The 25,328-nt window shown below is 31.4% G+C and carries 16 protein-coding genes and 1 pseudogene; 3 read left to right on the forward strand and 14 right to left on the reverse strand.

Features of this window, described 5'->3' with window-relative positions; translation table 11 throughout:
* Positions 1-225: 225 nt before the first annotated feature.
* Both SJY27_RS14975 and SJY27_RS14980 read left to right on the forward strand, forming a co-directional pair.
* Positions 226-528: a nucleotidyltransferase family protein gene (locus tag SJY27_RS14975; protein WP_397445674.1), complete on the forward strand. Its 303-nt coding sequence runs from the start codon at positions 226-228 to the stop codon at positions 526-528.
* Between the two features lie 118 nt (positions 529-646).
* Positions 647-712, forward strand: a pseudogene (locus SJY27_RS14980) (hypothetical protein); the annotation flags it as partial.
* A 400-nt stretch (positions 713-1,112) separates the two neighbouring features.
* Here SJY27_RS14980 and SJY27_RS14985 read toward each other — a convergent pair.
* A complete protein-coding gene (locus SJY27_RS14985; protein ID WP_397445675.1) occupies positions 1,113-2,057 on the reverse strand; it encodes an AraC family transcriptional regulator in 945 nt (314 codons plus the stop codon).
* Positions 2,058-2,306: 249 nt separating this feature from the next.
* Here SJY27_RS14985 and SJY27_RS14990 point away from each other — a divergent pair, with 249 nt between their 5' ends.
* Positions 2,307-3,353, forward strand: coding sequence for a GntR family transcriptional regulator (locus tag SJY27_RS14990; protein WP_397445676.1), 1,047 nt, complete (start codon positions 2,307-2,309; stop codon positions 3,351-3,353).
* Here the strand turns inward: SJY27_RS14990 and SJY27_RS14995 are convergent.
* The 13 genes from SJY27_RS14995 to SJY27_RS15055 all read right to left on the reverse strand — a co-directional run bounded on the left by SJY27_RS14995 (position 3,350) and on the right by SJY27_RS15055 (position 25,323).
* The gene (locus SJY27_RS14995; protein WP_397445677.1) at positions 3,350-4,486 is read right to left on the reverse strand and encodes a lactonase family protein; all 1,137 of its coding nucleotides are present in this window, start codon (positions 4,484-4,486) and stop codon (positions 3,350-3,352) included. The two genes, SJY27_RS14990 and SJY27_RS14995, sit on opposite strands and share 4 nt — an antisense overlap.
* Positions 4,479-6,935 carry a heparinase II/III family protein gene (locus tag SJY27_RS15000; RefSeq protein ID WP_397445678.1) on the reverse strand — a complete coding sequence of 819 codons (2,457 nt, stop codon included), beginning with the start codon at positions 6,933-6,935 and terminating at the stop codon, positions 4,479-4,481. The genes SJY27_RS14995 and SJY27_RS15000 overlap by 8 nt, the downstream gene beginning before the upstream one ends.
* A gap of 105 nt (positions 6,936-7,040) precedes the next feature.
* Complete coding sequence (locus SJY27_RS15005) at positions 7,041-8,111, reverse strand: alkaline phosphatase family protein (RefSeq protein WP_397445679.1); 1,071 nt, start codon at positions 8,109-8,111, stop codon at positions 7,041-7,043.
* Between the two features lie 15 nt (positions 8,112-8,126).
* On the reverse strand, positions 8,127-9,569 hold the full coding sequence (locus SJY27_RS15010) for a sulfatase (RefSeq protein WP_397445680.1): 1,443 nt from the start codon (positions 9,567-9,569) through the stop codon (positions 8,127-8,129).
* Positions 9,570-9,581: 12 nt separating this feature from the next.
* Positions 9,582-11,048, reverse strand: a complete 1,467-nt coding sequence (locus tag SJY27_RS15015) for a sulfatase (protein ID WP_397445681.1) — start codon at positions 11,046-11,048, stop codon at positions 9,582-9,584.
* A 6-nt stretch (positions 11,049-11,054) separates the two neighbouring features.
* A complete protein-coding gene (locus SJY27_RS15020; protein ID WP_397445682.1) occupies positions 11,055-12,470 on the reverse strand; it encodes a sulfatase in 1,416 nt (471 codons plus the stop codon).
* A gap of 21 nt (positions 12,471-12,491) precedes the next feature.
* Positions 12,492-14,078: a sulfatase-like hydrolase/transferase gene (locus tag SJY27_RS15025; RefSeq protein WP_397445683.1), complete on the reverse strand. Its 1,587-nt coding sequence runs from the start codon at positions 14,076-14,078 to the stop codon at positions 12,492-12,494.
* Positions 14,079-14,160: 82 nt separating this feature from the next.
* Entirely contained in the window at positions 14,161-15,678 is a 1,518-nt protein-coding gene (locus SJY27_RS15030; RefSeq protein ID WP_397445684.1) for a sulfatase, read from the reverse strand.
* Between the two features lie 3 nt (positions 15,679-15,681).
* Positions 15,682-17,025, reverse strand: coding sequence for a sulfatase-like hydrolase/transferase (locus SJY27_RS15035; protein ID WP_397445685.1), 1,344 nt, complete (start codon positions 17,023-17,025; stop codon positions 15,682-15,684).
* A gap of 15 nt (positions 17,026-17,040) precedes the next feature.
* Entirely contained in the window at positions 17,041-18,477 is a 1,437-nt protein-coding gene (locus SJY27_RS15040) for a BNR-4 repeat-containing protein (protein WP_397445686.1), read from the reverse strand.
* Entirely contained in the window at positions 18,477-21,971 is a 3,495-nt protein-coding gene (locus tag SJY27_RS15045) for a glycosyl hydrolase (protein WP_397445687.1), read from the reverse strand. The genes SJY27_RS15040 and SJY27_RS15045 overlap by 1 nt, the downstream gene beginning before the upstream one ends.
* 4 nt (positions 21,972-21,975) lie before the next feature.
* Positions 21,976-24,084 carry a polysaccharide lyase 8 family protein gene (locus SJY27_RS15050; RefSeq protein ID WP_397445688.1) on the reverse strand — a complete coding sequence of 703 codons (2,109 nt, stop codon included), beginning with the start codon at positions 24,082-24,084 and terminating at the stop codon, positions 21,976-21,978.
* A gap of 6 nt (positions 24,085-24,090) precedes the next feature.
* Positions 24,091-25,323, reverse strand: coding sequence for an alginate lyase family protein (locus SJY27_RS15055; RefSeq protein ID WP_397445689.1), 1,233 nt, complete (start codon positions 25,321-25,323; stop codon positions 24,091-24,093).
* Positions 25,324-25,328 lie beyond the last annotated feature (5 nt).

Genomic DNA, 25,328 nt, shown 5'->3' on the forward strand with positions numbered 1-25,328 from the left:
ATAACCTTTTCTAGTTTTTATGGTGTTATGTGCTTTAATAACAGTGTTTTGAATGTTAAAGAAAATAAAAATCTATTTTCTTTAAAAATACTTTGTGAGGAACAAGTTCGTTGAGAAATCTTATTTTTAAATTAAGGTTTCTAAAGATATTAGATGAGTTGTGGCTAATGCAGGAAAAATCACAGACAAAATTGAACATAAGGGAATTTTGACTCTTTTTGAGATATGAAAATAAACGACAATAATATAAATAGGATTAAAAAGCTATGTGAACAATACAAAGTTCGGACTTTCTCTGCTTTTGGTTCAGTAACTCGAGATGATTTTAGTGATGAATCTGATGTCGATTTTGTTGTAGATTTTGACGAAAACGATCCATTTGAATACACGAATTTATACTTCCAGTTAAAAGAAAAATTGGAAAAGTTATTAAAACACCAAATTGACCTAATTGAATATAGAGCTATTAATAACAAATATTTAAGAAAGGAACTTGACGAAACAAAAGTGTTGATTTATGGACAATAGAATTAACTCTTGGCTTGAAGATGTTGAAAGGTCTATTAATGAAATTTTTGAATTCTTACCTGAATAACGTAACTTTTTTGTTTATCAAAAAGACTTAAAAACGAAAAAAGCAGTAGAACGAAATATACAAATTATTGGAGAAGCAATTTACAGAATTTCAAAATATAAACGTTCGGAAATTTAAATTAAAAATGCTCATAAAATAATTGGAACTAGGAATCGAATTGCACACGAATATGACAGTATTTAGGATAAAGTAATTTGGACTATTATAATAAAAGAACTTTCTGAACTAAAAAAAGAAATTATTGAATTGAGAAAATAAGCACTAGCACAACACTGCGTATAATTAATTGCTGTTAAGTGATTAATTCATTGGCTTTTTCCTTTTTTTAAAGTCAGTATTGAATCGAAAGTTTCGTACTTATTTACACGCAACGAAATCATACACCAAAACGTTTACTAATTAAAATTATTAATAATTTAAAATTAATAATTTAAAATTGAGAATTTTTGAATTGAAATAGTTTTAGTTGTTTGATGCAGTTGTTTGCGTTTTTGCGGTTCGTTAGCAAAACTTTTTTTTAGATTTGATGACTTTTTAAGCTTGTGTTTAATCTGAATTCTTTTGTAGAAAAACCTGTTTTTTTCTTAAACAATCTAGAAAAGTAATGTTCTGAATTAAATCCTATCTGAAACGCTATTTCTTTAGCTTTTAAATCGGTATTAACAATAAGAAATTTAGCTTTCTCAATTTTTAGAAGAATATAATATTGCATTGGAGCCAAATCTGTTTGATATTTAAAATCTGACCTAAATTTAGAGTAGCTGATATTATTAGATTTACAAAACGCTTCGATATCAAATGTTTTGTCTATGTTTTTTTGCATTAAATATTTGGCTTTAGAAATAATTGAGTTATCAAATACAGTGGTAGTATTTTTGTGTTGTATATTCTGAATTTCTGCAATTAATTGTATGCAAATGCTAGATACTGTTTTTTGATAACCATAAGGTTCATCAATAGCCAACTGAAAAATTGCGGTAAATAGATTTATTATTGGCATATTAACACAATTTGGGATGACAGTTTTGCGCTGATTTTTATTATAATCGTGCATTATTATATCTGCAATTTTTCCATGAAATCCTACCCAAATTTCGGTCCAACCTGTTTTTGTTTTTGGTTTGTATCTGTGCCATTCACCAGGTAATAAAATAAATCCATCTCCTTTATGTAATTCTATAACACCAGCAGACTGACTCTCTAGAATACCTTCTCCATGAGTAACAATTAATAGTTGATATCCATTTAAAATCCTTCCTCTATCCCAAGAAAACATATGAGAAGTTGGGTGCCCATTTGGAGGATAATCTGAGTCTGGAGGCACATTGGCATGGCCAACATCACTTATCATCATACCCCAGTCATAATCCATCTTAGAATGCACAAAGTATTTCTTTAATTCAGATGGAAATACATTATCAATTTGTGCAATACTTTTATCAATACTTGCATTTTTTGTCATAATAATTTTTTATACATTGCATTACGAAATATAAACAATATATCAAAAAGTACAAGTTACAGGTTAAAAAGTGTTATAAAAAATTTAATTTGAGGTTATTTATTACGTTCAAGTTCTTTGATAAATAGTGTTTGTGTAGTGCCAACCTGAATATTATTAGAAAAAAAACAGAAATAGTTTTTAAATATTTTATAAACATATATTACAAATCGTGTACTTTTTTTTACATAATTACTTTTAATAACAAAGATGGAATTACTAAAATTTTTAAATATTGACGAGAACTCTCGGGTTCCAAAATACCAGCAAATTATAGATTCAATCATTCATAATATTTTACAAGGTAATCTTAAAATAGACCAAAAGATACCTTCAATAAATATGTTTAGTGAAGAGTTTTATTTATCTAGAGATACTGTAGAAAAGGCGTATAGTATTTTAAAAGAAAGAAAAATTATAACTTCGATTAGAGGTAAAGGATTTTATATTTCAAGAACAAAATTAATTTCTAAGGTTAATATTTTATTCTTAGTAAATAAGTTAAGTTCTTATAAGTTAAGAATATATAATCATTTTGTAGATAAAATTGGAACTAATTCTCACACAGATTTAGATATTTATCATTGTGATGAAACACTTTTTTTAAATTTACTTGAAAAAAACAAATCGGCATATGACTACTATGTGATTATGCCACATTTTAAAACGGATACATTAAAACATGTTACTTTACCAGAAAAAGTAAGTAAAGCGATAAAGCAAATACCAAGTGAAAAGTTAATTATTTTAGATAATATCAAAGAAAATATAGACAAAAACCTTGTACAAATTTATCAAGATTTTGAAAATGACATCTATGAAGCTTTAAACAAAGGATTAGATAAAATTAAGAAATATGATAAAATTATGTTGGTGTATCCTGAAAAAGCAGTGTATCCATACCCAAGAAGAATTCAACATGGTTTTAGAAAATTTTGTATAGAACATCAATTAGATTTTGAAATACTAGACAAAATTTATGATGAAATGATTTTAAAAAAAGGAGATTTATTTATTACTATAGAAGAAGAAGACTTGGTAAATCTTGTGAAAAGGAAAAGAGAATATGGGTATGTTTTAGGAGAAGATATTGGTATTATATCTTATAATGACACCCCTCTTAAAGAATTATTAGGAATAACAGTAATTTCTACCGATTTTAAGGCCATGGGCGAAACTGCAGCAGAAATGATTTTAAATAAAGCCAAAGGTAAAGTTAAAGTGCCTTTTAATTTTATTGATCGAGCATCTCTTTAATCTATATAAGTTTTTATTTGAATACTAGAAGGGCTTTTTATTTTAATTTCATTAGGTAATTTACGAAGTAATCCTGTTTTTAAATTTCTTCTAAAAATTACAATCGAATTGGTAAACTGATTGGCAACCAACACGAATTTTCCTGAAGGCGAAATTGCAAAATTTCTAGGATGAATACCTCCTGTGGCTGAATGCCCTACTTTAGTTAACTTACCATTGTTTAAGTTTACAGAAAATATAGCAATACTGTTTTCTTTTGGTGCACGATTAGAGGCGTACAAAAATTTACCATCTTTAGAAATATGGATGTCTGCAGCACTATAAATTTCTTGTTTTTGTTGGTATGATTGGTAATCTTCAATAAAGTTTAATACTCCATTTTTATAGGAATATGCATCAATTTTACCACTCAATTCATTGATTCCGTAACCAAATTTAGCATTTGGATGAAACGTAAAATGTCTTGGTCCACTTCCTGGTTTTACTTTAATTTCTTGTTGATTTTGAAGCGAAATCTTTCCTTTTTTATTTACAACAGTAAACCTTCTAATTTTATCTGCCCCTAAATCGTGAGCAAAAACATATTTCTGATCAGGAGAAAAATTAGCAGAATGTATATGAGAAGCGCTTTGTCTACCTTTAATACTACTACTATCTTTAAATTTTAAAATTTGATTGCTTTCAGATAAACTTCCATCATTTTTAATATGAAACTGACTTAGACTACCACCAGAATAATTAGAGTTTACTAAAAAACTCCCAGAATTATCAATGGCTAAATGTGCTGGGTTTAAACCACCACAATCTTGCATATTCAACACATTTAATTTAGAATTAGAAACATCAACCTTAAAAGAAGCCACTTTACCATTATGTTGCATCTGACTTTCAACTACAGAATATACATATTTTCCATTGGGTGATAATCTTAAAAAAGAAGTATTGGTTATATTGTTTACTGTAGATTTTAAAATAGATATTCCTGTAGCTTCATTAAATTCGTAAACATAAATTCCTTTTCCTGGTTTTTTATCTGTAAAACTACCTACAAAAAGTAATGTTTTATTCTTAGCTGTTTTACACCCTGATAAAAAAATAGTAAAACACAAAAACAAGAGGGCCTTTTTAATCATAAGATTTAAAATATTTTTGAGATGAGTCTGTTGTAATTTCTTCATTTTTATAGATTAGTTTTTTCCCTTCTCCAACATAAATACTCTTTAGTTTTTCGTTTTTGTCTAAAGTAATGACAGCATAAGTACCCTCAAAATAAATATCTTTATTCTTATAAACTTGATTTTTAGAATGTGTAATTACATACTGTATTAAATCTTCATTTGGTGTTTTAGAAATAATTTTTAATCCTTTATAAACTCCATCTTGCTCTAATTTTGTAACAGATTGTAAACTCGGTTTTTCTGAACTATTATAAGGTTCAAACACTACTACAAAAGGGTTTTTCCAAGCTTCGCCTTTATTTCTAATTACTAAAGTTGGAGTTGGTTTTTTATCGTAAGGTGCTGGAGATTCAAATGTTATAGGTGCTTTTACTTTTGTGTATGTTCTGTTTTTAAAATTTGGGATATGTAATTGCATAAAAACAGCACCTTTATCTAATTTTTTTGTATTAAAAGTTGCTATTACATCTTTATTATAATTTTCTGATGTCTTCACTTTCTTAAAAAAATGCCATCCAGGATTTCTGTACTTTTTATTATGAATCCATTTAGAATTTGCGTTTTCTAAATATCTATTAGGCGTTTTATTAAACTTCATATCCTTATTTTCAAACACCAATTTATCACCTATATTATGATACAAATAATCGTGAAACTCATTATCTAACTTAGATTTAGATCTAAAAACATCTACATAATAACCTGTAGTTGGTGATGTTCTAATTAAACCTAAAGTTCTTTCTTGAGTTGCTTCTGCTTTGTCTCCTTTATCATCTAAAAAACTAGTTTGAGTAAAAGAATTATTAGGAGAAACTCCAGCTTCTCTTACTTTTGGTTCCATTGAGATGACTTTTACTGAATTGATTCCTAAATTCACCCAACCACCTTCTCCTTGCGAACTTCCGTTTACAATAACCGTATTATGGGCGGCAAAAATTCTTGAATAATTTTCATGCAAGTCTTTACCATATTTTTTTCTTCCATGATCTACACCTAAAACTTGTCCTTCTCCATACAATTCAATGTTCATTCCTTCTGCATGACCATGCACCATGTGTGCGCCACCAACAAAACCCATTAACCCATCTTTTGGGTTATTTGTTGTACTTAAATTTCTTTGTAATACAATACCTGCATGATATACTCTATCCGTTCTTGGTAACTCTATTTTTTTTGAATTCCCATAAATATCATCATCATACCAGAATAAAGCTTCAATACTTTTTCTTGAATATTTTCCACTTTCCATAGCTTTTATCAAAAGTGGAGCAAATTTATTTTGTAAAAAAGTTAGGTTGTCCATCTTAGCCAAAACATAAGCATTTTCATACGCCTGATAGGAACCATGTTGTCTTCTATGTCCATCACCCCAACGTATAATCTCGTTGTTTGGATATACCAAATCATCTAATCTTGGTAAAGCAAATAATATATTTGGATATTGAGCTCCTAATTTTAAAGACGGATTATATCTATTAATTACCAATAATAATTTACCTAAAATTTCTGTTGAATGATTTAAATATTGAGAGGTTTCTGGCCAAATATCACCTTGATTTTGATAATTTTTTGCCATTACTGGCAACGCATCTTGATTTTTTGTACTTTCTGATAAAAAGTAAGAAAGTAATTTTTCACGTTCCTTTTCATCGTCCATTGCCAAAGCATTATAGACTAAACTTGGTGCTTCTAGTACTGGATGATTAGAACCTGTTTGTCCGTAATTAATGGTAATATCTGCATAGGTTTTGCACACCTTTTGAAGTTCATCAACAGGAAAAACTACTTTTTTATTTTGAATGATATCAAAAGCATTGCCTTCTTTTTTAAGATAGGGTGCAATAAAATCGTAAATTAATGGAACTCTGTAGCCAATAACGCGTACTTCTCTAAAACCATCATATGGAAACAACCAGCCACCTCTACCATGCCAATTAGATAACTTGGATTTCTGTACAGATTTTACAAATGAATACAAGGTACTACTAGCCATATACGCGTATTTTTCATCTTGGGTAATGTAGTATAGATAACCACAATCTAAAGCTATTTGCAAATAGGTAATCAATTTTTCTGCTGGTTCCCACTCTTTGTCTGTAGCGTTATCTAAGTTTCTATGTTTACCATTTTCTACATGGTCTGTTTTGTAAAATGGTGGAAAGTTATTTTTTTGTCCTTCAGACCAGTTAAAAGGCAAATTTTTGATGTAGTCTTTTGGATTTTGATTGAATTTAGCAACCTGTAAATCTGTTCTTGTTTTTAAATTTTCATAAATCTCTTTCGCCCAAGGTTGTGTCTCTATTTTTTCTAAAATATTATTACGTTCACTTGATTTAACCAAAATAAAAGGGCGTTGTAAATTTTGTGCCTTTAAAAAAGTGACATTACAAAATATACTCATCATTAAAATATATTTAAAAAATAATCTCTTGTATACTAGTAATCTCATGTTTTTCAAATTTGTTATTGTAAGTTTTAACCCAATATAGTACTATCTATCTCAGAATTTTTAATCATTGATAAACTTTAGCATCGCCTCCCTATAATGTAAATAATCATTTGGAGGAGAACCTGCATTTTTATCAAGGTAGGTTTTTATCCATTGTGGATGTTCTAAATTATCAGAATTTCCTTCAAAAATATTTTCTAGAAAAATACCTGTAGTTTTTAAATTTTTAAGACCCTCTACATTTGATGTATATCCTTTTAATGGCTCTAGCCCCATAAAATGATTGGTCATTAAAGCAATATCTGGAGATTCTGCGTACGGAATTGTGGCTCCTTTTTTTACTTTAGGTCCATAAAAATTCATATAAATTTGCCATGAAGACAATTGCTCTGAAAGATGGTTGCTTTTTCTTAAAGTTCCCATTCCATGATCTGCAGAAATGATAAAATATGCTGTCTCCCATAAGCCTTCATTTTTTAAGAAAGCTACCAGTTTTCCTAATTGAGCATCTGCATTTAAAATGGCCTTAATGTATTTAGAGTCTGGATTGGTTTTCCCTTCAGGTCCTTTCCAAGAACTTCTAATTTCTTGCAAATGTAAACGCACTAACTTAACTCCATCCTCTTTAATATGCTTTATCCCAAGCTCTACAACTTTTTGATCTGGCATAATTTCGGCATAATGAATATCTGAGGTTGTAAACACATCGTATAAAGTATGTCCTCCAACATAAACCGATTTTATTCCTTCTCTTTTGGCTGATAAAAAAATATCATCTAACTCTTGAGTTTCGAAAACATGGGTTCCAGTATGCATGCCAATATTTGGGGGTGATGCTCCTCTCCAAGGTTCACTTCCATCTGGCAATTTAACTCTACCTACTGGACTATTAGAATAGGCTTCCTCTACAACCACGCCATTTTCTGCAAAATATTTTAGATTTTTTGCTCCGGCTGCAATGGCGGTTTCTGCTGCATCTTTCATCAATCCATCTATAATAAATTGTATGACGATGGGTTGTTTTTCTTTAGATTTTTTAACAACCTCTTTAGATTGTATTTTATTTGTTTTTAATGAATTACAATTTGTTATGAATACTGTTAAAAGTATTAGTGCAACTATATATCTCATTCTTACAGATCGTTTTTAGTTTTTAGAAAGAAAATCTTCTCCCCATTTTTCTCTTAATTCTAAAGCCAGTGCTTTTACTTTTTCTTGATATGCTGGCTTTTCAGCTAAATTATCTAATTCTAAAGGATCTGTTTTATGGTCGAATAACATTCTTTCATAAGCAATACCATCATCTTTTGTCCATTCTGTGTAAAACAAATCGCCTTTAATCAGGGTTACAGCATCTTTAAATTTAGATACTGCCCAATCTTTATCTGAGTCTTTACCATTGATGATTGGCACAAAGCTTTTCCCTTCAACAGTATCTGGAGTTTCTAAACCAATTAATTCTGTCAAACTCGGATAAATATCGATATATTCTGTAATGACTTCTGTTTTTGTTCCTTTAGTTTTTCCTGGAACTTTAATGATTAATGGCGTTCTTAAAGCAGTTTCAAACGTAACATGCTTGCACCACAATTTATGGTCACCTAAGTTCCAACCATGATCTCCCCATAAAATTACTATAGTATCGTCTTCTAATTCTAAACGTTTTAATTCGTCTAAAACCAAACCAATTTGAGCATCAACATAACTTACACATGCATAATAACCGTGAATCAATTCTTTTGCCAAATCATTAGAAATTTGACCTTTTCTGGGGATGTTTCCATAATTACGTAGCTCACCAAAGTTGTGAAATGCTTTTTTGGGTGTCGTTTTTGGTTGGAGATAACTTTCTGGTAATTCAATTTGATTTCTATCATATAAATCCCAATATTTTTTTGGTGCGTTGAATGGTAAATGCGGCTTCATAAAACCCAATGCCAAAAAGAAAGGTTGTTTACTATTTTTAAGTTTCTTTAAATCAGCAATTCCTTTTTGAGCTATTTTACCATCAAAATAAGCAGTATCATTTACAGCTGCGATTTCAAAAGCACTGGCACCTCCCATAGCTAAATTGGCTTTACCATTTTCTACTATATTTTTTTCTAATTGATAGTTTCGAATATTTCCTTTTGGAAACCATCTTTCATTCCAAGAAAGGCTATCATCTTCATTAGTATGGTAAATTTTACCTGTTGAAATTGTTTTGTAACCATTTTGTTTTAAAAGCTTTGGTAAAGAAATAGCATTAGGCACATCTACATCTGCTCTCGTTTTATAGTTTATAAAACGATTTCTTGTTGGTCTCATACCTGTTAATAAACTCGCTCTTGATGCACCACAAACAGGAACATTACAATACGCTTTATTAAATACTAAACTCTCACTTGCTAGTTTATCTAAGTTTGGCGATTTGATGTGTTTTGCTCCGTAAAAATTGAGTTCTGGACGTAAGTCATCAACCGCAATAAATAAAATATTTTTTTGGGTCTTTTTTGTATTTATAGCAACTTCTTTCTTGTCGGTTTTACAAGAAATTAAAAGAACAATAATTATTAAATAGTGTAAAAAGAGTTTAGTTATTGTTTTCATATATCTGATTTTTTACCAATGTTTTATAATCTTATAATTTTCTTCTGATAATGTATTTTTTATCGAATCAGGAATTTTTCGTCTTGGTGTATCTTTATCTAATTTAAAACCTCTGTTTCCTTTTGCCGTAATTAAAGGCATGTTTCCTTTTTCTTCATTTAAAAAATCTCCTTGCCCTTTCATCCAAACAAACATATCTTTCATTAAACGTTCCTTTATAGCTTTATATTCAGAATTTTTAGCCAAATTATTTTGCTCAAAAGGATCTTTTTCTAAATCATATAATTCTTCAAAAGGTTCATTTTTAAAAGCATTAGCTCCTCTTTTGATAAAATAATCTACATTTGATTTTCCTGTCAAATTTCCTTCAACAACTTCTAAAGAATTAAAGTTACGAATGTATTTATAACGCTGATTACGAATCATTCTTGATGGAAAAACTTCTGAATTTAAAATATTTTGATTGGTTCTTACTCCGTAAACATATTTGTTAATTTGTACGTCTTTTCCTTTCAATAGTGGTAAAAAACTTTTTCCGTCAATATCTTTTGTAGATTTTCCTCCTGCAATTTCCATAAACGTTGGTAAAACATCTGTATAATGTATCAATTGATTTGAGGTTATTCCAGCTTTAATCACTTTGGGCCATCTTGCAACAAAAGGCACTTTTAACCCAATATCTTTTACTGTAAACTTACCTGAAACACCATGATCTGCACTGTAAATAAACAAGGTGTTTTCATCTAAATATTCATCTACAAATTCTAATACTTTTTCTATTTGGGTATTATCTTCATTAATGCTTCTATAATATCCTGCTTTTTTCTTGATAAAGGCTTTATCATTTTTTTTACTTTCATTAAAAGGATAAAACTTAATATCTTCAGTTTTTGCGTTTTCTACCTCAAAATATTTACCATGTGGGTATTTTGAGGTGATGAACATACAGAACGGTTTTGTTGCGGTTTTAAAATAGTGTTTGATGCTGTCCAATGGAATATAAGCTCTTGGGACATCTTTTTTAGGAACTGGTAACCATTCTTTATTCCAGTGGTAAACACTCGATGGTTTTACATGACTTTTTCCAGCAAGTACCACTTCATAACCCAACTTTTTCATTTTAGAAGTTACACTTTTAATAGTTGGTCTTGTAGCTGTATGATTTGCAAAACATCCATTTTTAACAGGGTATTTACCAGTAAAAACCTGAGACCTACTTGGTGCACAAATAGCTTGTGCAGTAAACGCATTGGTAAACAACATTCCTTCTTTTGCAAGTCTATCTACAGCAGCTGTATTTACTTTTTCATTTCCATAACAGCCATAATCGTAAACATCTTGGTCATCTGCTAAATAAAAAATGATGTTAGGTTGTTGTTTTTCTTTAACATCAGTTGTATCAACATTTTTGTTACTGGAGCAACTAAAAGAAGTTAAAATGATACTTATGAAAACGAAATATTTAAAGGAGTTCTTCATTAGTATTTATTTTATTAAAAAATCCTTCCCCCATTTTTCTCTTAATTCTATTGAAAGCTTATTTACCAGTTCCTTATTTTCTGGTTTTTCAGCTAAATTATCCAATTCTAAAGGATCTGTTTTATGGTCAAACAACATTCTTGCATACGCAATACCATCGTCTTTAGTCCATTCTGTATAAAACAAATCGCCCTTAATCAAAGTTACAGCATCTTTAAATTTAGATACTGCCCAATCTTTTTGAGGTTTTTCGCCATTTAAAATGGGTACAAAACTTTTTCCTTCTACTGTTTTTGGAACTTCTAAGCCAGCAAGTTCTGCTAAACTTGGATAGATATCAATATATTCTGTAATGGCTTCTGTTTTTGTTCCTTTAGTTTTTCCTGGAACTTTAATAATTAATGGCGTTCTTAAAGCAGTTTCAAACGTAACATGCTTACACCATAATTTATGGTCACCTAAGTTCCAACCATGATCTCCCCATAAAATTACAATAGTATCGTCTTCTAATTCCAAACGTTTTAATTCGTCTAAAACTAAACCAATTTGTGCATCTATATAACTTACACAAGCATAATATCCGTGTATTAATTCTTTTGCTAAATCATCAGGCAAATGCCCTTTTTTAGGAATATTTTCGTAATTCCTCAACTCCCCATATCTGTGAAATGCTTGTTTTGGAGTTGTTTTTGGTTGAATATAGCTTTCAGGTAATTCAATTTGATTTCTATCATATAAATCCCAATACTTTTTTGGGGCTGTAAATGGAAGGTGTGGTTTCATTAAACCCATTGTTAGAAAAAAGGGTTGATTTGATTGCTTTAGTTTTTTTAAATCTTGAATTACTTTTAACGCTAATTTTCCATCTCTATATACAGAATCATGCACTTCTGCAACTTCAAAAGGCAATCCTCTTTTGGTGTTTTTTCTAATTTCTTGACTTTCTGGCAATGCATAACTCCAAAGTTTATCTGGTTGCCACATTTCGTCCCAAGCAGTAACATCATCTTTATTATAATGATAAATTTTACCGTTAGAAATGGTTGTGTAGCCATTCTCTTTTAAAAGAAAAGGAAGAGATTTTGCATTAGGTACTTGTTTATCTTTTGAGGTATGTGCTGTTATAAACCGATTTCTAGTTGGTCTCATACCTGTTAATAAACTTGCTCTTGAAGCTCCACAAACAGGAATATTACAATACGCCTTGTTAAATACTAAGCTTTCACTTGCTAGTTGATCTAAGTTTGGCGATTTGATATGATTAGCTCCGTAAAAATTGAGCTCTGGACGTAAATCATCAACCGCAATAAATAAGATGTTTTTTGGTTTTTTATCTGTATTTATAGCAATCTCCTTCTTTACTGTTTTACAAGACAATAATAAAATTGATGCACTAAGTGTAAATACTAAAAGTCTTTTCATTTTTTAAGGTATTTGTAATTATTATTTATATTTCTCAACTCCATTTAATTTAGGATAAGGCACTTTCTCTCCATTTTTTAGCCAAGTTCCTGTTGGTGCCTTATTGGTTTTTAACCAAGCCAACATATCAGCATTCATTTGCAAAGCAATTTCTATTTCTATTGATGTTGGATTCTCTAAAATATTTCTTTTTTCAGAAATATCTTTTGTAATGTTATACATTTCAAATTCTTCGGTTTCATAAAAATAAAACAATTTGTAATATTCATTTCCAATTCTCTTTTGCATTAAAGTTGATGGAGAAAAACGCTCATCCATATATCCTGGAAGGTGCCAAAATAAATTTTCTCTAGAAATTCTATTTGCTTTTCCTTTTAAAACTTTTGCAAAAGAAGCTCCATCATATTTTGGTTTACTTCCATCTTTCTTTTTTAGTGATGTAACATCTACACCAACTAAATCTGCTAAAGTTGGCAGAAAATCAATACAATGCACTGCTTGATTAGTAACTGTGTTTTCAGGAATCACATTTGGATATCTAAAAATTAATGGTACTCTAAGACCTCCTTCAGTTAAGTTTCCTTTTTTACCTTTTAAAGGTAAATTATTAAATAGGCCTCCATTATCAGAATAAAATATAAAAATTGTATTATTAGTAATATCATCATCAACTTTTCCATCTCCATTAGGATCTTTTAAAGCATTGTTTATTTTTCCAACATTTTGGTCTAACAATTCAATCATAGAAGCATATTCTGCAATTCTTGGTTTTAAACCTCTTTTTAAATACTTTTGAGTTAAATCTTTTCTTCCTGTAACATCAGAATGTACAGCGTGAAATGGTACATACAAAAAGAAGGGATTTTCAGCATTTGCGTTTTTTTTAATATAATCTACAGAAAAATCTCCAATAGCATCTGTAAGGTGTTTTGGAGTTCCTTTTAAAAGCGTTAGATTTCCTTGACTTTTATAAGGTTTTAAAATGGTGTTGATATATTCTTCATCATAAGGATTTGCGTATTTATCTACAAACTCCGAATTAAACGTCCATCCTTTTTTATCAGAATTCAACGCTAAATAAAAAGATTTAGTTCTTTTTCCGTTAATAGGTGCTGCAATAATATGATGAATATCTGCTGGTAAATCAATACCAAAATCGCCCTTTAAAGGATGTGGTGTTCCGTGACTTTTCCCTACTAAAGCAGTTTGATAGCCTTTTGTTTTTAATACATCAAAAATATTAATTCCATCTTCTGCAATTACCTTTTTTTGTTTGAATGGCTCTATAAGTACATTAGGAAACCCTTTTGTTCTTTTGTCTTGTCGTTTTAAAGACCCTACATTATACACTTGGTTATCTGCACCAGTAGCGTATTGTCCGCTAATTAACGCAGCTCTAGATGGGGCACAATTTTGGTTGGTATAGGCATTGGTAAAAGACATACCTTGAGACGCTAATTTGTCTATTACAGGTGTTTCATAAATTTTAGACCCATTGTTTTTGTTTGTATTTCCTGTGCTTATGTCTGTCCATCCTAAATCATCAGCAAATATAAAAACGATGTTAGGCTTTTTTTTATTACCCCGTTTTTTCTCTGATTTTGACACACTACAATTTAACAAGAAGAGTATTGAAAAAAAGAGTATTGGTATTCTTAGCATTAGTTTCATCTTAATTATTTAGCACTTATTATCTATCTGCACCAATCACTTCAACAGGCTTTTTTTCTTCTCCGTTAACGCGTGCTTTGTGTTCTACAAAATAAGGTTGAAACGTATAGGATGATTTTTCGTCCCAAATTACATTTACTTTTGGCAACAAGCCTTTCATTTTTTCTATTTGAGCAGTATATTTTGGGTTTTTGGCTTCGTTAGTCCATTCATTAGGATCTGTGTTGTGGTCATAAAATTCTTCTGTACCATCTTCATATCTAATATATCTGTATCCCGCTACTTTTACAGTATGGTTGTTCATCCCAAAAGTAGTAATTGCATACGTTTCATTGGCTGACGTTCCTGTTTGCATTAAAGATACTAAACTTTGGGCTTCGTTTCTAGAATATGCTGGCAATCCACTCAATTCTAATAACGTTGGATAAATAGATAGCATTTCTACTGGAGCTTCAATTTTTTTTCCTTTTGGTAAGTTTGGTGCTGCGAATAGTAATGGTGCTTTTGTTGCGGTTTCCCAAAGGGCGTGTTTTGCAAAAGTGCCTTTTTCTCCTAACCTGTATCCGTGGTCAGACCATAAAACAATAATGGTATTGTCTGCATATTTGCTACTTTCTAGAGCATCTAAAACACGCCCCAGTTCATTATCTACATAACTGATACACGCTAAATAAGCTTGCACAATTTTTTTCCATTCGCCACTTTCTTTTGCCCATTCTGTAGATGGCATCATTGGTAAATCGTTAATTTGCAAACCGATATTTGGAATGTCATTTAAATCATCTGACTTATAAGGTGGCGTTTGAATATCTTCTAAAGGATACAAATCGAACCATTTTTGGGGCACATACAAAGGTACGTGTACACGAAGAAAACCTAAGCCCATAAAGAATGGTTTCTCATATTTTCTTTGTAAACGTTCCACCACCCAATTTACAGATTGATGATCTGGCATTAAGGTATCGTTTTCTGGAAAAGCACCCCAATCTGTACTGGTTCTTCCATGTTTTCCTTTAATTCCTTTTCCAAAACCATCCCAAACAAAACGCTCTTTTGGATAAGGACCAAAGCCTTTTACGCGACCACCAGATTCATTAAAAACGCTATCAGGTGCGTGAATGTGAAATAATTTACCAATTCCCATAGTATGATAGCCATTTTGCTCAAAATATTCTGGTAAAAACGTAATGTCTTTTGTAGTTGGATTTTCTAGTCTTCTTATTTGATTGTCTGGCGTCATTCCATAAATACCAGTAGTTGATGGACGTAAACCTGTCATTAAAGAAGCTCTTGACGGTCCACAAAGAGGCGCTTGAACGTGTGCGTTTGTAAAGGTAACTCCCATTTTTGCCAACCGATCAAAATTAGGCGTTTTTACATTTGAAAAATTTTGAATTGGACTAATCCAATTGTTTAAATCGTCAACAGCAATAAAAAGCACATTAGGCTTAGATGATTTTAATTCTTCATTATTTTTAGATTTACATGAACTTGTAAGTAAAGTTACTGCAATCCACAAGAACCATATTTTTTTCATAATCTATTCCGCTCTAAATTCCTTAATTTTTAGCAGTAAATCTTTAACGATTTCTGGATTACTTGCTGCAATGTTATTTTTCTCGAAAGGATCTTCATCAATATTAAATAATTGCACCACTTCGTTTTTCTTTCTTACAGGATCTGGAAGGATGATTTTATAAGGAGGAAAAATGGCCATATTATAAAACATACTATTTTCTATAGTATCAAAATCATGCGCGTATACTTCTCCAAAAATCCCTTTACGTTCGTTTAAAGTTTTTTCGTTTAAAACACTTACTCCAGGTAAATTTTCTGGTTTTTCAACACCTAAAATATCCAATACTGTTGGCACCATATCTATACTACTGGTTATGGTTTTATCATCCATTTTAGGAGTTATTTTCCCTTTCCATTTGTACATAATTGGAGTACGAATTCCCATATCGTAAGGAGCACGTTTAGAATGACTTAAATAGCCACTTTTTTCTGGGTTTTGCGCCCATCCGTTGTCGCAAACATAAACAAATAAAGTGTTTTCAGTTAAGCCTTTTTCTTCAAACATATCAAATAGCTGTCCACAAGTTTCATCAAACCATTCTATCATAGCCCAATATTTTGCTAGATGTTCAGAGTCTGTTTTCTTTTTATACTTCTCGAATAAATGTTGTGGTGGGTTATGAGGCCTATGTGGTAAAAATGGAGCGTACCATAAGAAGAAAGGTTTTTTTTCTTTTAGTGCTAAATCTACATAACTATTAATAGTATCTAAACCTTTTCTCCCAATTTCTAATCCATAATCTCCATGTCTTCCACCTTTTTTAGGGTCTCCATGTGTCATCCCATAATCAAAACCACCAATTTTGTGATTTCCATGCCACCATTTACCTGTTTGAAAAGACAAATACCCTTTCTCTTTTAGCATATCCGGAAGTGTCTTTTGCTTTTCAAAAGCTGTAATAATAGGTTTATAAGCTTGAGCTCTATTCTTTTGGCTTGTTCTACGATCTCCTTTTACACGATTATATACCTTATCATTACCTAAAATTCCATGATCTTTGGGATATAATCCAGTTATTATTGTTGCCAAAGAAGGAGAACATAAAGGGGTTGGCACATAGCTTTTTGTAAAAGTTAAACTCTCTTTTGCAAATTGATCTATTCTTGGAGTTTCTATGTTTTTATCCCCCATAAAACTGTAGTCTGTCCAAGACTGATCGTCAGACAAAATAAAGACAATGTTAGGAGGGGTTTTATTTTCTGAAATTAAGTTATTTTTAGATGGTGTATTCACAGTTTTACTAGCACAGGCAGAAATAAGTGCTAAGACAACTAAGATAAAGATTGGACTTTTAATTATTTTCATTTTAAGTTCGGTTTTCTAGTTTTTGGTTTGCTTTATTATAGGTTTTTCAAGTATGGTTTCTTTTTTGTTTCTTTTAATGGGTCCACTATCACCCAATAAATACATTTTCCTAAAATCTGACCCTTTTTCTTTTTCAGCAACAATAATTCTAGCATCAGGATGAGGGGTATCAATAAGGGATGATATTACAAAACTGGAATTTTTTCGACTTAAAAAAACCTGTGCTTTCTTAAAAGTGTCTCCATCATCAAAACTATCCCATCTGCTTATTTCTCCTGTTTCTTCAACATCACTTTCTAAATAGATGCTAACTTCTGTTGTAGATTTAACTTCAATATCTCCATTTCCTCTAGGGAGATTAAAATTTTTGCTTTGTAACCAAGCATTTCCATTCCATCTAAAAAGTTGTAAACGTTTTGGACCGCTTCTTTTTGCTCCTACATCTGGCCCCACTAAAACACCTACATGCGGATTTCCATTTGAATCAACATCAGCTATTCCTTGAAAAGTCCAATCACTAGGTATTTTTTTAACCAAGGCTTTTTGGTCTGCCATTTCTTTGGTTAACGGCATTTCTAAAAGTTCATTTTTAACGTTTTTCCATTCTCCTGTCTTGGTGTCAAAAACCATATAGTACAAATTGTGACGTTCTGGTATATGCCCACGTGCATCTTGTGCGTTTTTGTTATCTCTACAAATATGGTAATCAAATGCTACAATAATATCATCGCCATTACCTTTACTCAACCAAGGATACCAAGAATCTTCTGCTTCAATCTCAGTTCTTCTTTTATGTTTTAAAAAAGAAATTGGTTCTCCAAATGTTTTCCCATTATCTGTAGATTTTTGATACACCCAATTGCTACGATGCGCTCCATGACGATAAAATAAGTAGATGTCGCCATTATCCATTTTTATAAACTGACTGTAAGTCCCAAATAATGAAATGTTATCCTGTGTTTCCCATTCAGAAATGTCTAAAGGTTTTTTAGAAACTGCGTGTAAATTTTTTCCATAATGATGATTTCCTAACGGATTAACACCATCTTCACGTGTTCCCCCATGACCTCCAAAGGCAATATGGATATAGCCTGCATCGTCAATGAGTAATGCTGGCTTACCATGATTATCTATGTTCTTTTTACGATTTGGGTCTTTTCCCATTTGGCTAACACCCGCTTTAAACGGCCCTTTCCATTCTTTAGTTTTGTGGTTATATGAAGCTACATAAGGATCTTCTAGAGGCCCTTGATACGCTACATACGTAATCCCTTTGTGATAGACACCAGAAGGATGTTGTACAATAGCCACTGCATTTCCAAAACCATTATCAGCAAAATAATCTACTTTGATTTCAGCATTTTTATTTTTTGATGCATCCTTTTTCGTGGCATTACAACCCAATAATAAAAAGCATAAACTTATTTTGAGTAAATTTTGTTTTGTAATCATTATTCGATTTTTAATACTTTATTGATATTGATTTTTACTGGCCCTAACAACCCTGAGGTTAGCAATTCATCATTTTTACTCCAATGTTTCCAAGATGAAAACGTAGTTCGTTTGGATGATCGTTCTGAGTTATTTAATAACCAATCTGGTAATTTTTTTAATTTATTGCCTTTACGTTCATAATCTAAAGGTAAGCTTTCGTCGCCAATTAAATTATTTGGCCACAGGTTAGTCACTTTTATTTCTAAAGTGTTTCTACCTTTTGCTACAAAATTATCAATAGTGGTTCTAAAAGGCGCTTTCCATAAAGTACTTACTTTTTTTCCGTTTATAAATACCTCTGCAATTACAGCCACACTTCCTAAATCGAGTTCTAATCTTTTATCCGATTGTAACAATTCATCAGAAATTATAAACTCTTTTTTATATGATGCCGTTCCAGAAAAATGCTGAATTTTCTCGTTTTTATGATTTGACCAAGATGTTAAATCACTAAAGGTTTCTTTGATAATTTCTACTGAACTTAGTGGAAAATCTACCTGCCAAGAATTTGATAAATCAATGGGTTTTGGTATAGAGGTTACTACTGCAGTTTTTGTTTCTCCAGTTGCATTGATATATGTTATTTTACCTTCATTTGTTGTTACCCAATTTACAGTTCCATCTTTAAAAACTAATTCAGGTTTAGATGTGTCTTTAGATAGTTTTAAAAACTGTCCTTTTGGAATAAATAGTGTACGTTCTTCTCCATCAGTTTTAAAGGTGATTTTTAAGTTGGGTTTATTGCCTTCTGGAATTTGATTATTTATTAATTCATCAGAAATCAGAATATCATAAGTATTATGTAAAACTAAGTCCTTAATTGTATTTGTAACCTCAAAGGTTTTATAGTTTTGTGGAATACCTTTGGTTTCCGCTTTAAATTTCCCGAACACTGCTTTCAAAACTTTTAGCGGTTTGTTTCCAGCATCAATATGAATATGCTCGCGTTCTTCTGCATAGATTTGTTTTTTAACATCACCAATTTGGTATTCCATTCGAAACTCTTTTTTGTAACCCATTGCAGGGTCACAATCGCAAAACGCACGCGACATTTTAAAGTCTAATTTGCCACCTTTTATAGCACTATTTACTTTGTCAGTAATATCAATTAAGCCTTCTTGTAAAAACGTACCGTATTCTGCTTTTACAATTTCTAAATTAGACAATGGTTCTTTTTGATAAGGTTTAAGTTCTGTTGAAATTTCTGTTAAATGATTCGGATTTGCAGGCTTTTTAAAGACAATAAAAACCGACTCTTCCGAACCTAATTGTAAAGGTACAGTTGTTGTTCCATCTTCATTGGCTTTAAAAACTACTGCATCTTTGACAGTGCCTTTTTCTGAGTTCCAGATTTCAGGTTGCTTTCCCGAAACTCTAAAACGTGCTGTAATTTCTCTGGCTTCTTTTCTAGCATTGGCGATGAAATAAATATCAGCATCGGCTGTTTTTCTGTGGATGAAACTCAAATCTGAATTATCAGTACTTTCTATTTTAAAATCAGGTGTTTTTTCGCTTAAGGCTTCTTCAATGGAAATTTCTTTAACCAAACTACTTCCCCACAATGCATCAACATAAGCTGTAACTTTTTCATCACAATTTGGATAGTTGGTCAAACTTGGCGATTGCAATGGCTTTTTACCAATAACTGTTGCGCCACCATCTACTAATGCTTTTATTTTTTCTAAAGTTTCTGGTTTTATAAAATCCGATTCTGGCAACACCAAAAGTTGATACGTATTTCCAACTGATGAGAAAATTGTTCCGTTTTTAACGGTTAAGTCTTTTAATTTATTAGCGCCAATCAAATCATAATCAAAACCCATGGCTTTAATTTCTGGTTTTATAAACCCTGTATTGGGCGATGATTCTCCTGTAAATACCAGAACATCAGCTACATTTTTACCTTGTTGCAGAAGATATTGTGAACGTGCTAGGTAATCCATATACCCCTTACTTTGTTTCCACCACGTATTTAATCGGTTAAAATCAAAACCGTGATAACTTAAGGCCAAACCTGGTGCTACATCCCAAGGTTGATGCACATAGGTATGAAAAATAAATCGTGTAATGCCTTCTGCCCAAGCGCGATCTCCAATCGATTTTAGGTTTGCTGGATGTTTGTCCCAACCACCAATACCTGTAAAAGACTCTGCTCCCACAATGGCACTGCCATTTAAATGTGCGATGGACGATACAAATTTTGGCGAATCGAAAAACGGATAGCCACCACTCCAAAATTCACACATCACAATATCGCCTGTGGCACCCACTTGCATATTATCAAAAGGGCCCCAATAGGGTTCTACAGAGAATTTTAGTCCATTTTTATGGCATAATTCGGCAAAATGCGCATAGTAATTTTGGGCAATTAAATCGCCAATAGTTCTTCTAAAATCCCAAAGAAATCGTTCTGAAACTTCTCCACTTTCTACATAGTACCCTGCTAAAGTTGGTAAATATGCCGTTAAATCATAACCTCTTAAATTCTCAAACTGAGCATCAAAACCTGTAGTCCAATTTTGAGTTTCTACTTCATAACTATCAATCAAACAATTGTTAACAGTTGTTCCTATTAAGTCGCCTAACTTATCAATTATAGGTTGTACGCCACCTTTCCAATAGGCATCAACCGCTGTTTTACTCATTTTATCGACTTCTAAACCTTTGGCTTCTGGAGGTGCAGGACGATTTTGTGTACCAATTGGGGTATGCCCTAATCGTAAAATAACCCAATCACCTTGAGGTACTTCCCAATTTAAAACACCATCTTCAGATAGTTTTGAAGTTAGATTGATAATGTTTTCTTTTAAAATAATAGCCTCATTTGAAATGCCTTTCCTATCTGGTAGTAAATGATTTCGAACACGTTCAGATAGCATTTTATAATCTAAACCATCTATCTTTTTTGTTGCTTTTGGTTTTGGAAATGCCAAAACCGCAATATCTTTATAATAGTTGAATTTGGTTTCTGGTCGTGGTAATTTTTTGGTTATCGTTTTTCCGCCTTCAACCGTAAGTTCACTAAAAACAACCGTTTGCATCGCGTGTTCTTCAGTAACCCAAGGTCCTCCAGATGACGACCATCCTGCGCTGTTGTGGAATGCCAATTCTAGCCCCAAACGTTTGGCTTCTTCTGCAGAAAACTTGAATAAATCTAGCCATTCTTCACTTAAATATTTTACAGGCCCTTGTGGAAAACCTAAATGCACATTAAACAATTGTGCTTCTTGAATACCAACTGCTTTCATCGCTTCTAAATCTTTGGTGATGCCCGATTTTGAAACATTACCACTTATCCAATGCCACCAGGTTCTGGCTTTGGCTTGGTTTGGTGGATTTTGAAAACCTGCTTCTAAATTGATTTCTTTTTCTGAGTTGCTATTCGTGTTTTTGTTTTGACACGACACTAAAATTGACGCAAAACAGATGAAATATAAAAGTACTTTTGTCATTTTTTTAATATTTATCTAATACTACCTGTACCGTTTTACCTGAATAATCACCTTGAGGTAAATTGACCATAAATTGCGTTTTCCCATTATTATAGTTACTATTTTCTAAGATATATTTCCCGTTAATTGCAACCTTAATACTTTGTAATTGATTTGAGGGATCGCTTATAGCAAGCATTAGTTTATTTGGTTTTTCTTCCATTAAAACAACACAAGGTTTATCTACAGTAATACCACCGTGAATTTTTGATGTTCCTTGTTTATAAAATACAATTCCTGCTTGTTTTTTATCTAAACGTTCTACAGATTGTTGTTGCTTTGTATTGATGATCTTAAAGGGGTTATTTTTATGTAAACGCAACATTTTATCTTGGGTTGCATTTGGCACCAGCATATAATTATAACTTTTGTTTTTTGGTTGCGAACCATGATTGAACCATAATTTAAAAATATGATCTGTTAATAACACTGGTCTGTAACGTTTTGCAACATTATTCCAACTACCTACTAAAATATTTGTAGAGAAATTGATGTTTCCACCCTTTGGAAATAGATATCCAATACTATCGTGTAAAATCCAATCGGGTTGTATTGCCTTTCCGTTTCTTAAACTGGTTTGTATGTTATCATTTTCACCAACAAAAACCTTACCTTTTAAAAAAGATTGATTTATGGCTGTAGTTACAGGATTATTTGTATTTGCTGAAATATCACTCCCTAAACACACTATTGTATCATCAAATAGAAACCAAGATTTTTTAGCTTGTAAACCATCTCGATCGTAATCTAGCACAGCAATACCATTTTTGCCATTGCTAACGCCACCAACAAAAGTACTATTGGTTTTAAACTCATTGAACTTGATAATTGGAAGTGGTTTTTTATCTTGAATTATGGTTGTTCCAGGCAATTTTTTCCAATCCCAAAAAGGAAAAACATCTTCAAATTCTTTCCCATTTGTAGATAAGAGTGCAACACCATCACCCATATAATAACCTTGCACATTTTCTTGATTTACAGACTCTGTACCCACCACGCGCTTTGAGCTCATTTTAACCGAAAAATAAAAATCTTTTCTTCTATGCACCTGAAAATCTGATTTCCAAAAATGTTTATTTCCTGATAAGGTTTTTGAGTTTAAAGCAATAGTATAAGCCTCTGTAAATTCCTTATCTAAAACCTTCATTTTTTGAATGCACACTTTTAAACGATTAGCTTTTTGAAGTTGTTCTTTGGGAAAAAGCTGTCTTCCACAAGCATTGGTATCATACCTATTATTGTACAATATCCATTGTTGTCCTTTTAAAACGATGTTTCTTAGAAACTGAATCTTATCCTTATCAAACTGAAAAGGTGTATTGTTTAAGAAAGTATACGTTTTTATCATATCTTCTAAATACGACAAACCATAATTACCAAATTGCAATTGAGCACCGTGTTCGTGATACGACCAATCTGGTTTTACACCAACTCCGTTTGCTATTTTTAATTCACTTTGGATGGCTTTACTGGCAATGGCTACTGAATCTTGTTTTCTTAACAACAAAGCGCGTAGCATCACATTGCTGGACAACCATACTTTATTTTGCCCAGACATTTTTATTTTGGCGCGATGTAATAAAACAAGGGCTTTATCAAGCTGTTTTTTAGTCAACTCGTTCTCCATTAAAAACAACGTTGGCAATAACAATTCTGGAACGCCAATATGTTGATCGTGCCAATTGGTGCTTAAAAAATCGTTATCTAACCAATAATTTAATCCTTTATGAATATTTTCTGAAAGACTTTTATCTTGATAATATTTAGAGGATTCATTTTTATAATTGATGGCTAAGGTTTGTACGTATTGCAAATGGTCTTTAACAGGCCAATTGCTTCTTATTTTGTTGCTATAGTCAATGGTTGAAAATGAACCATCTTCTTTTAAATCTGATAACAATTCTGCTATTTTAAAATCCTCTACTTTTTGATTTTGATAATATTCCAGTACATTTTTATGAAACGTATCTAAGTCTTTTGGATAAGAAACTGCTACTTCTTTTTTACTATTTGGGCCATCACAACTAATGATGACAATGAGTATTAAAAAAAGAAAGTTTTTAGACAACTTCATAATAGATTATTTGCTGTTTTTTTTGGTAATGTATTGCTGATTTTTAGTATTTCTTCCTTCAATAACATCAAGCGCGTCATCAAAAGCATCCTCTTTAAATAGTTTACGAGCCTTTTTTAAATCTGCTATTAATTTTTCTTCAGAAGGCTTTTTATCTTTTATTTGTTTGTATTGCCACTCCTTTTGTTTTATCAAATAAGGCAACATAAATTCATAGCCTTTTTTTATACTTCTTCCATCTTCAGATGATAAATTCCAAAGGTCTACACCAACTTTTTGACCAATACTTGCCAATTCTAAAAATCCGTGTAAATTCATAACTGAGTAAGAAAATGATTTTGTTCTTGCCAATTCTAAAGGCTGACTTCCATCTGGTTCTATTTGACTAAAAATTCTGGCTTTTGTTTTGGTAGACAAATAATTTTTGACTTCTTCAATTTTATTTAGATATACTAAAATGCTTAGTAATTGCACATCATAATGTGTGGCATGGTTGTTTTTTCTGGTGGATTCTTCTATTCCTAATTTACTGTTTTGCAACCAATTGCTATATTCTAAGAACCAGTTGAACATTCCATTTTCAATTTCTTTACTAAGAATGTTTTTATCTCTAGCTAATTCTAAAAATTTTACAACCTCTATAAGATCATCAAATTCAATAATACCAAAACACCTTCCTTCTGATTTACCAGGAACGTATTGCCCAAAATTCACATTCGGATTCATTTTAGTAGTTTCCTCTAAAAACCAAGTATTAATGAACGCTATATTTTTGTTGGCATATTTTTTATCATCACTATAAAAAAATGCATCTTTTAACGTTTTTACTGCTGAAAAAAAGTTATCCTTCTCAACAAAATCTGTATAATTATTTCGAGTTTCAGGGTTTATTTCTCCATCTTTTCTAACATAAGGCAAACCATCTGAAGTATTAGGATTTGGCCACCAATAAGGACCAATACTCATGTAATCGTGTTTGTTTTTACTCGGTGGTACACCTGTTTTTTTTGTTACGGAAAAACCATCAACGTTAAGTAATTTATCTGCTTTAGTTATGAGTTTATTATAATCTTCAACTGCTTTTTTATCACCTTTTTTAAGAAGTTTTTTTTGAGTTTCTAAACTTTCATAACCTATGATAGATACTTTATTAGTATTGTTTTGGATGCTTGAGCAACCATATATACTTATGAAAAGTACAAGAGTCAACTTTTCAAAAAATCCTATTTTACTATTCATAAAAC

The sequence above is a fragment of the Polaribacter sp. R77954 genome (assembly GCF_044595335.1).
Taxonomy (GTDB): domain Bacteria; phylum Bacteroidota; class Bacteroidia; order Flavobacteriales; family Flavobacteriaceae; genus Polaribacter.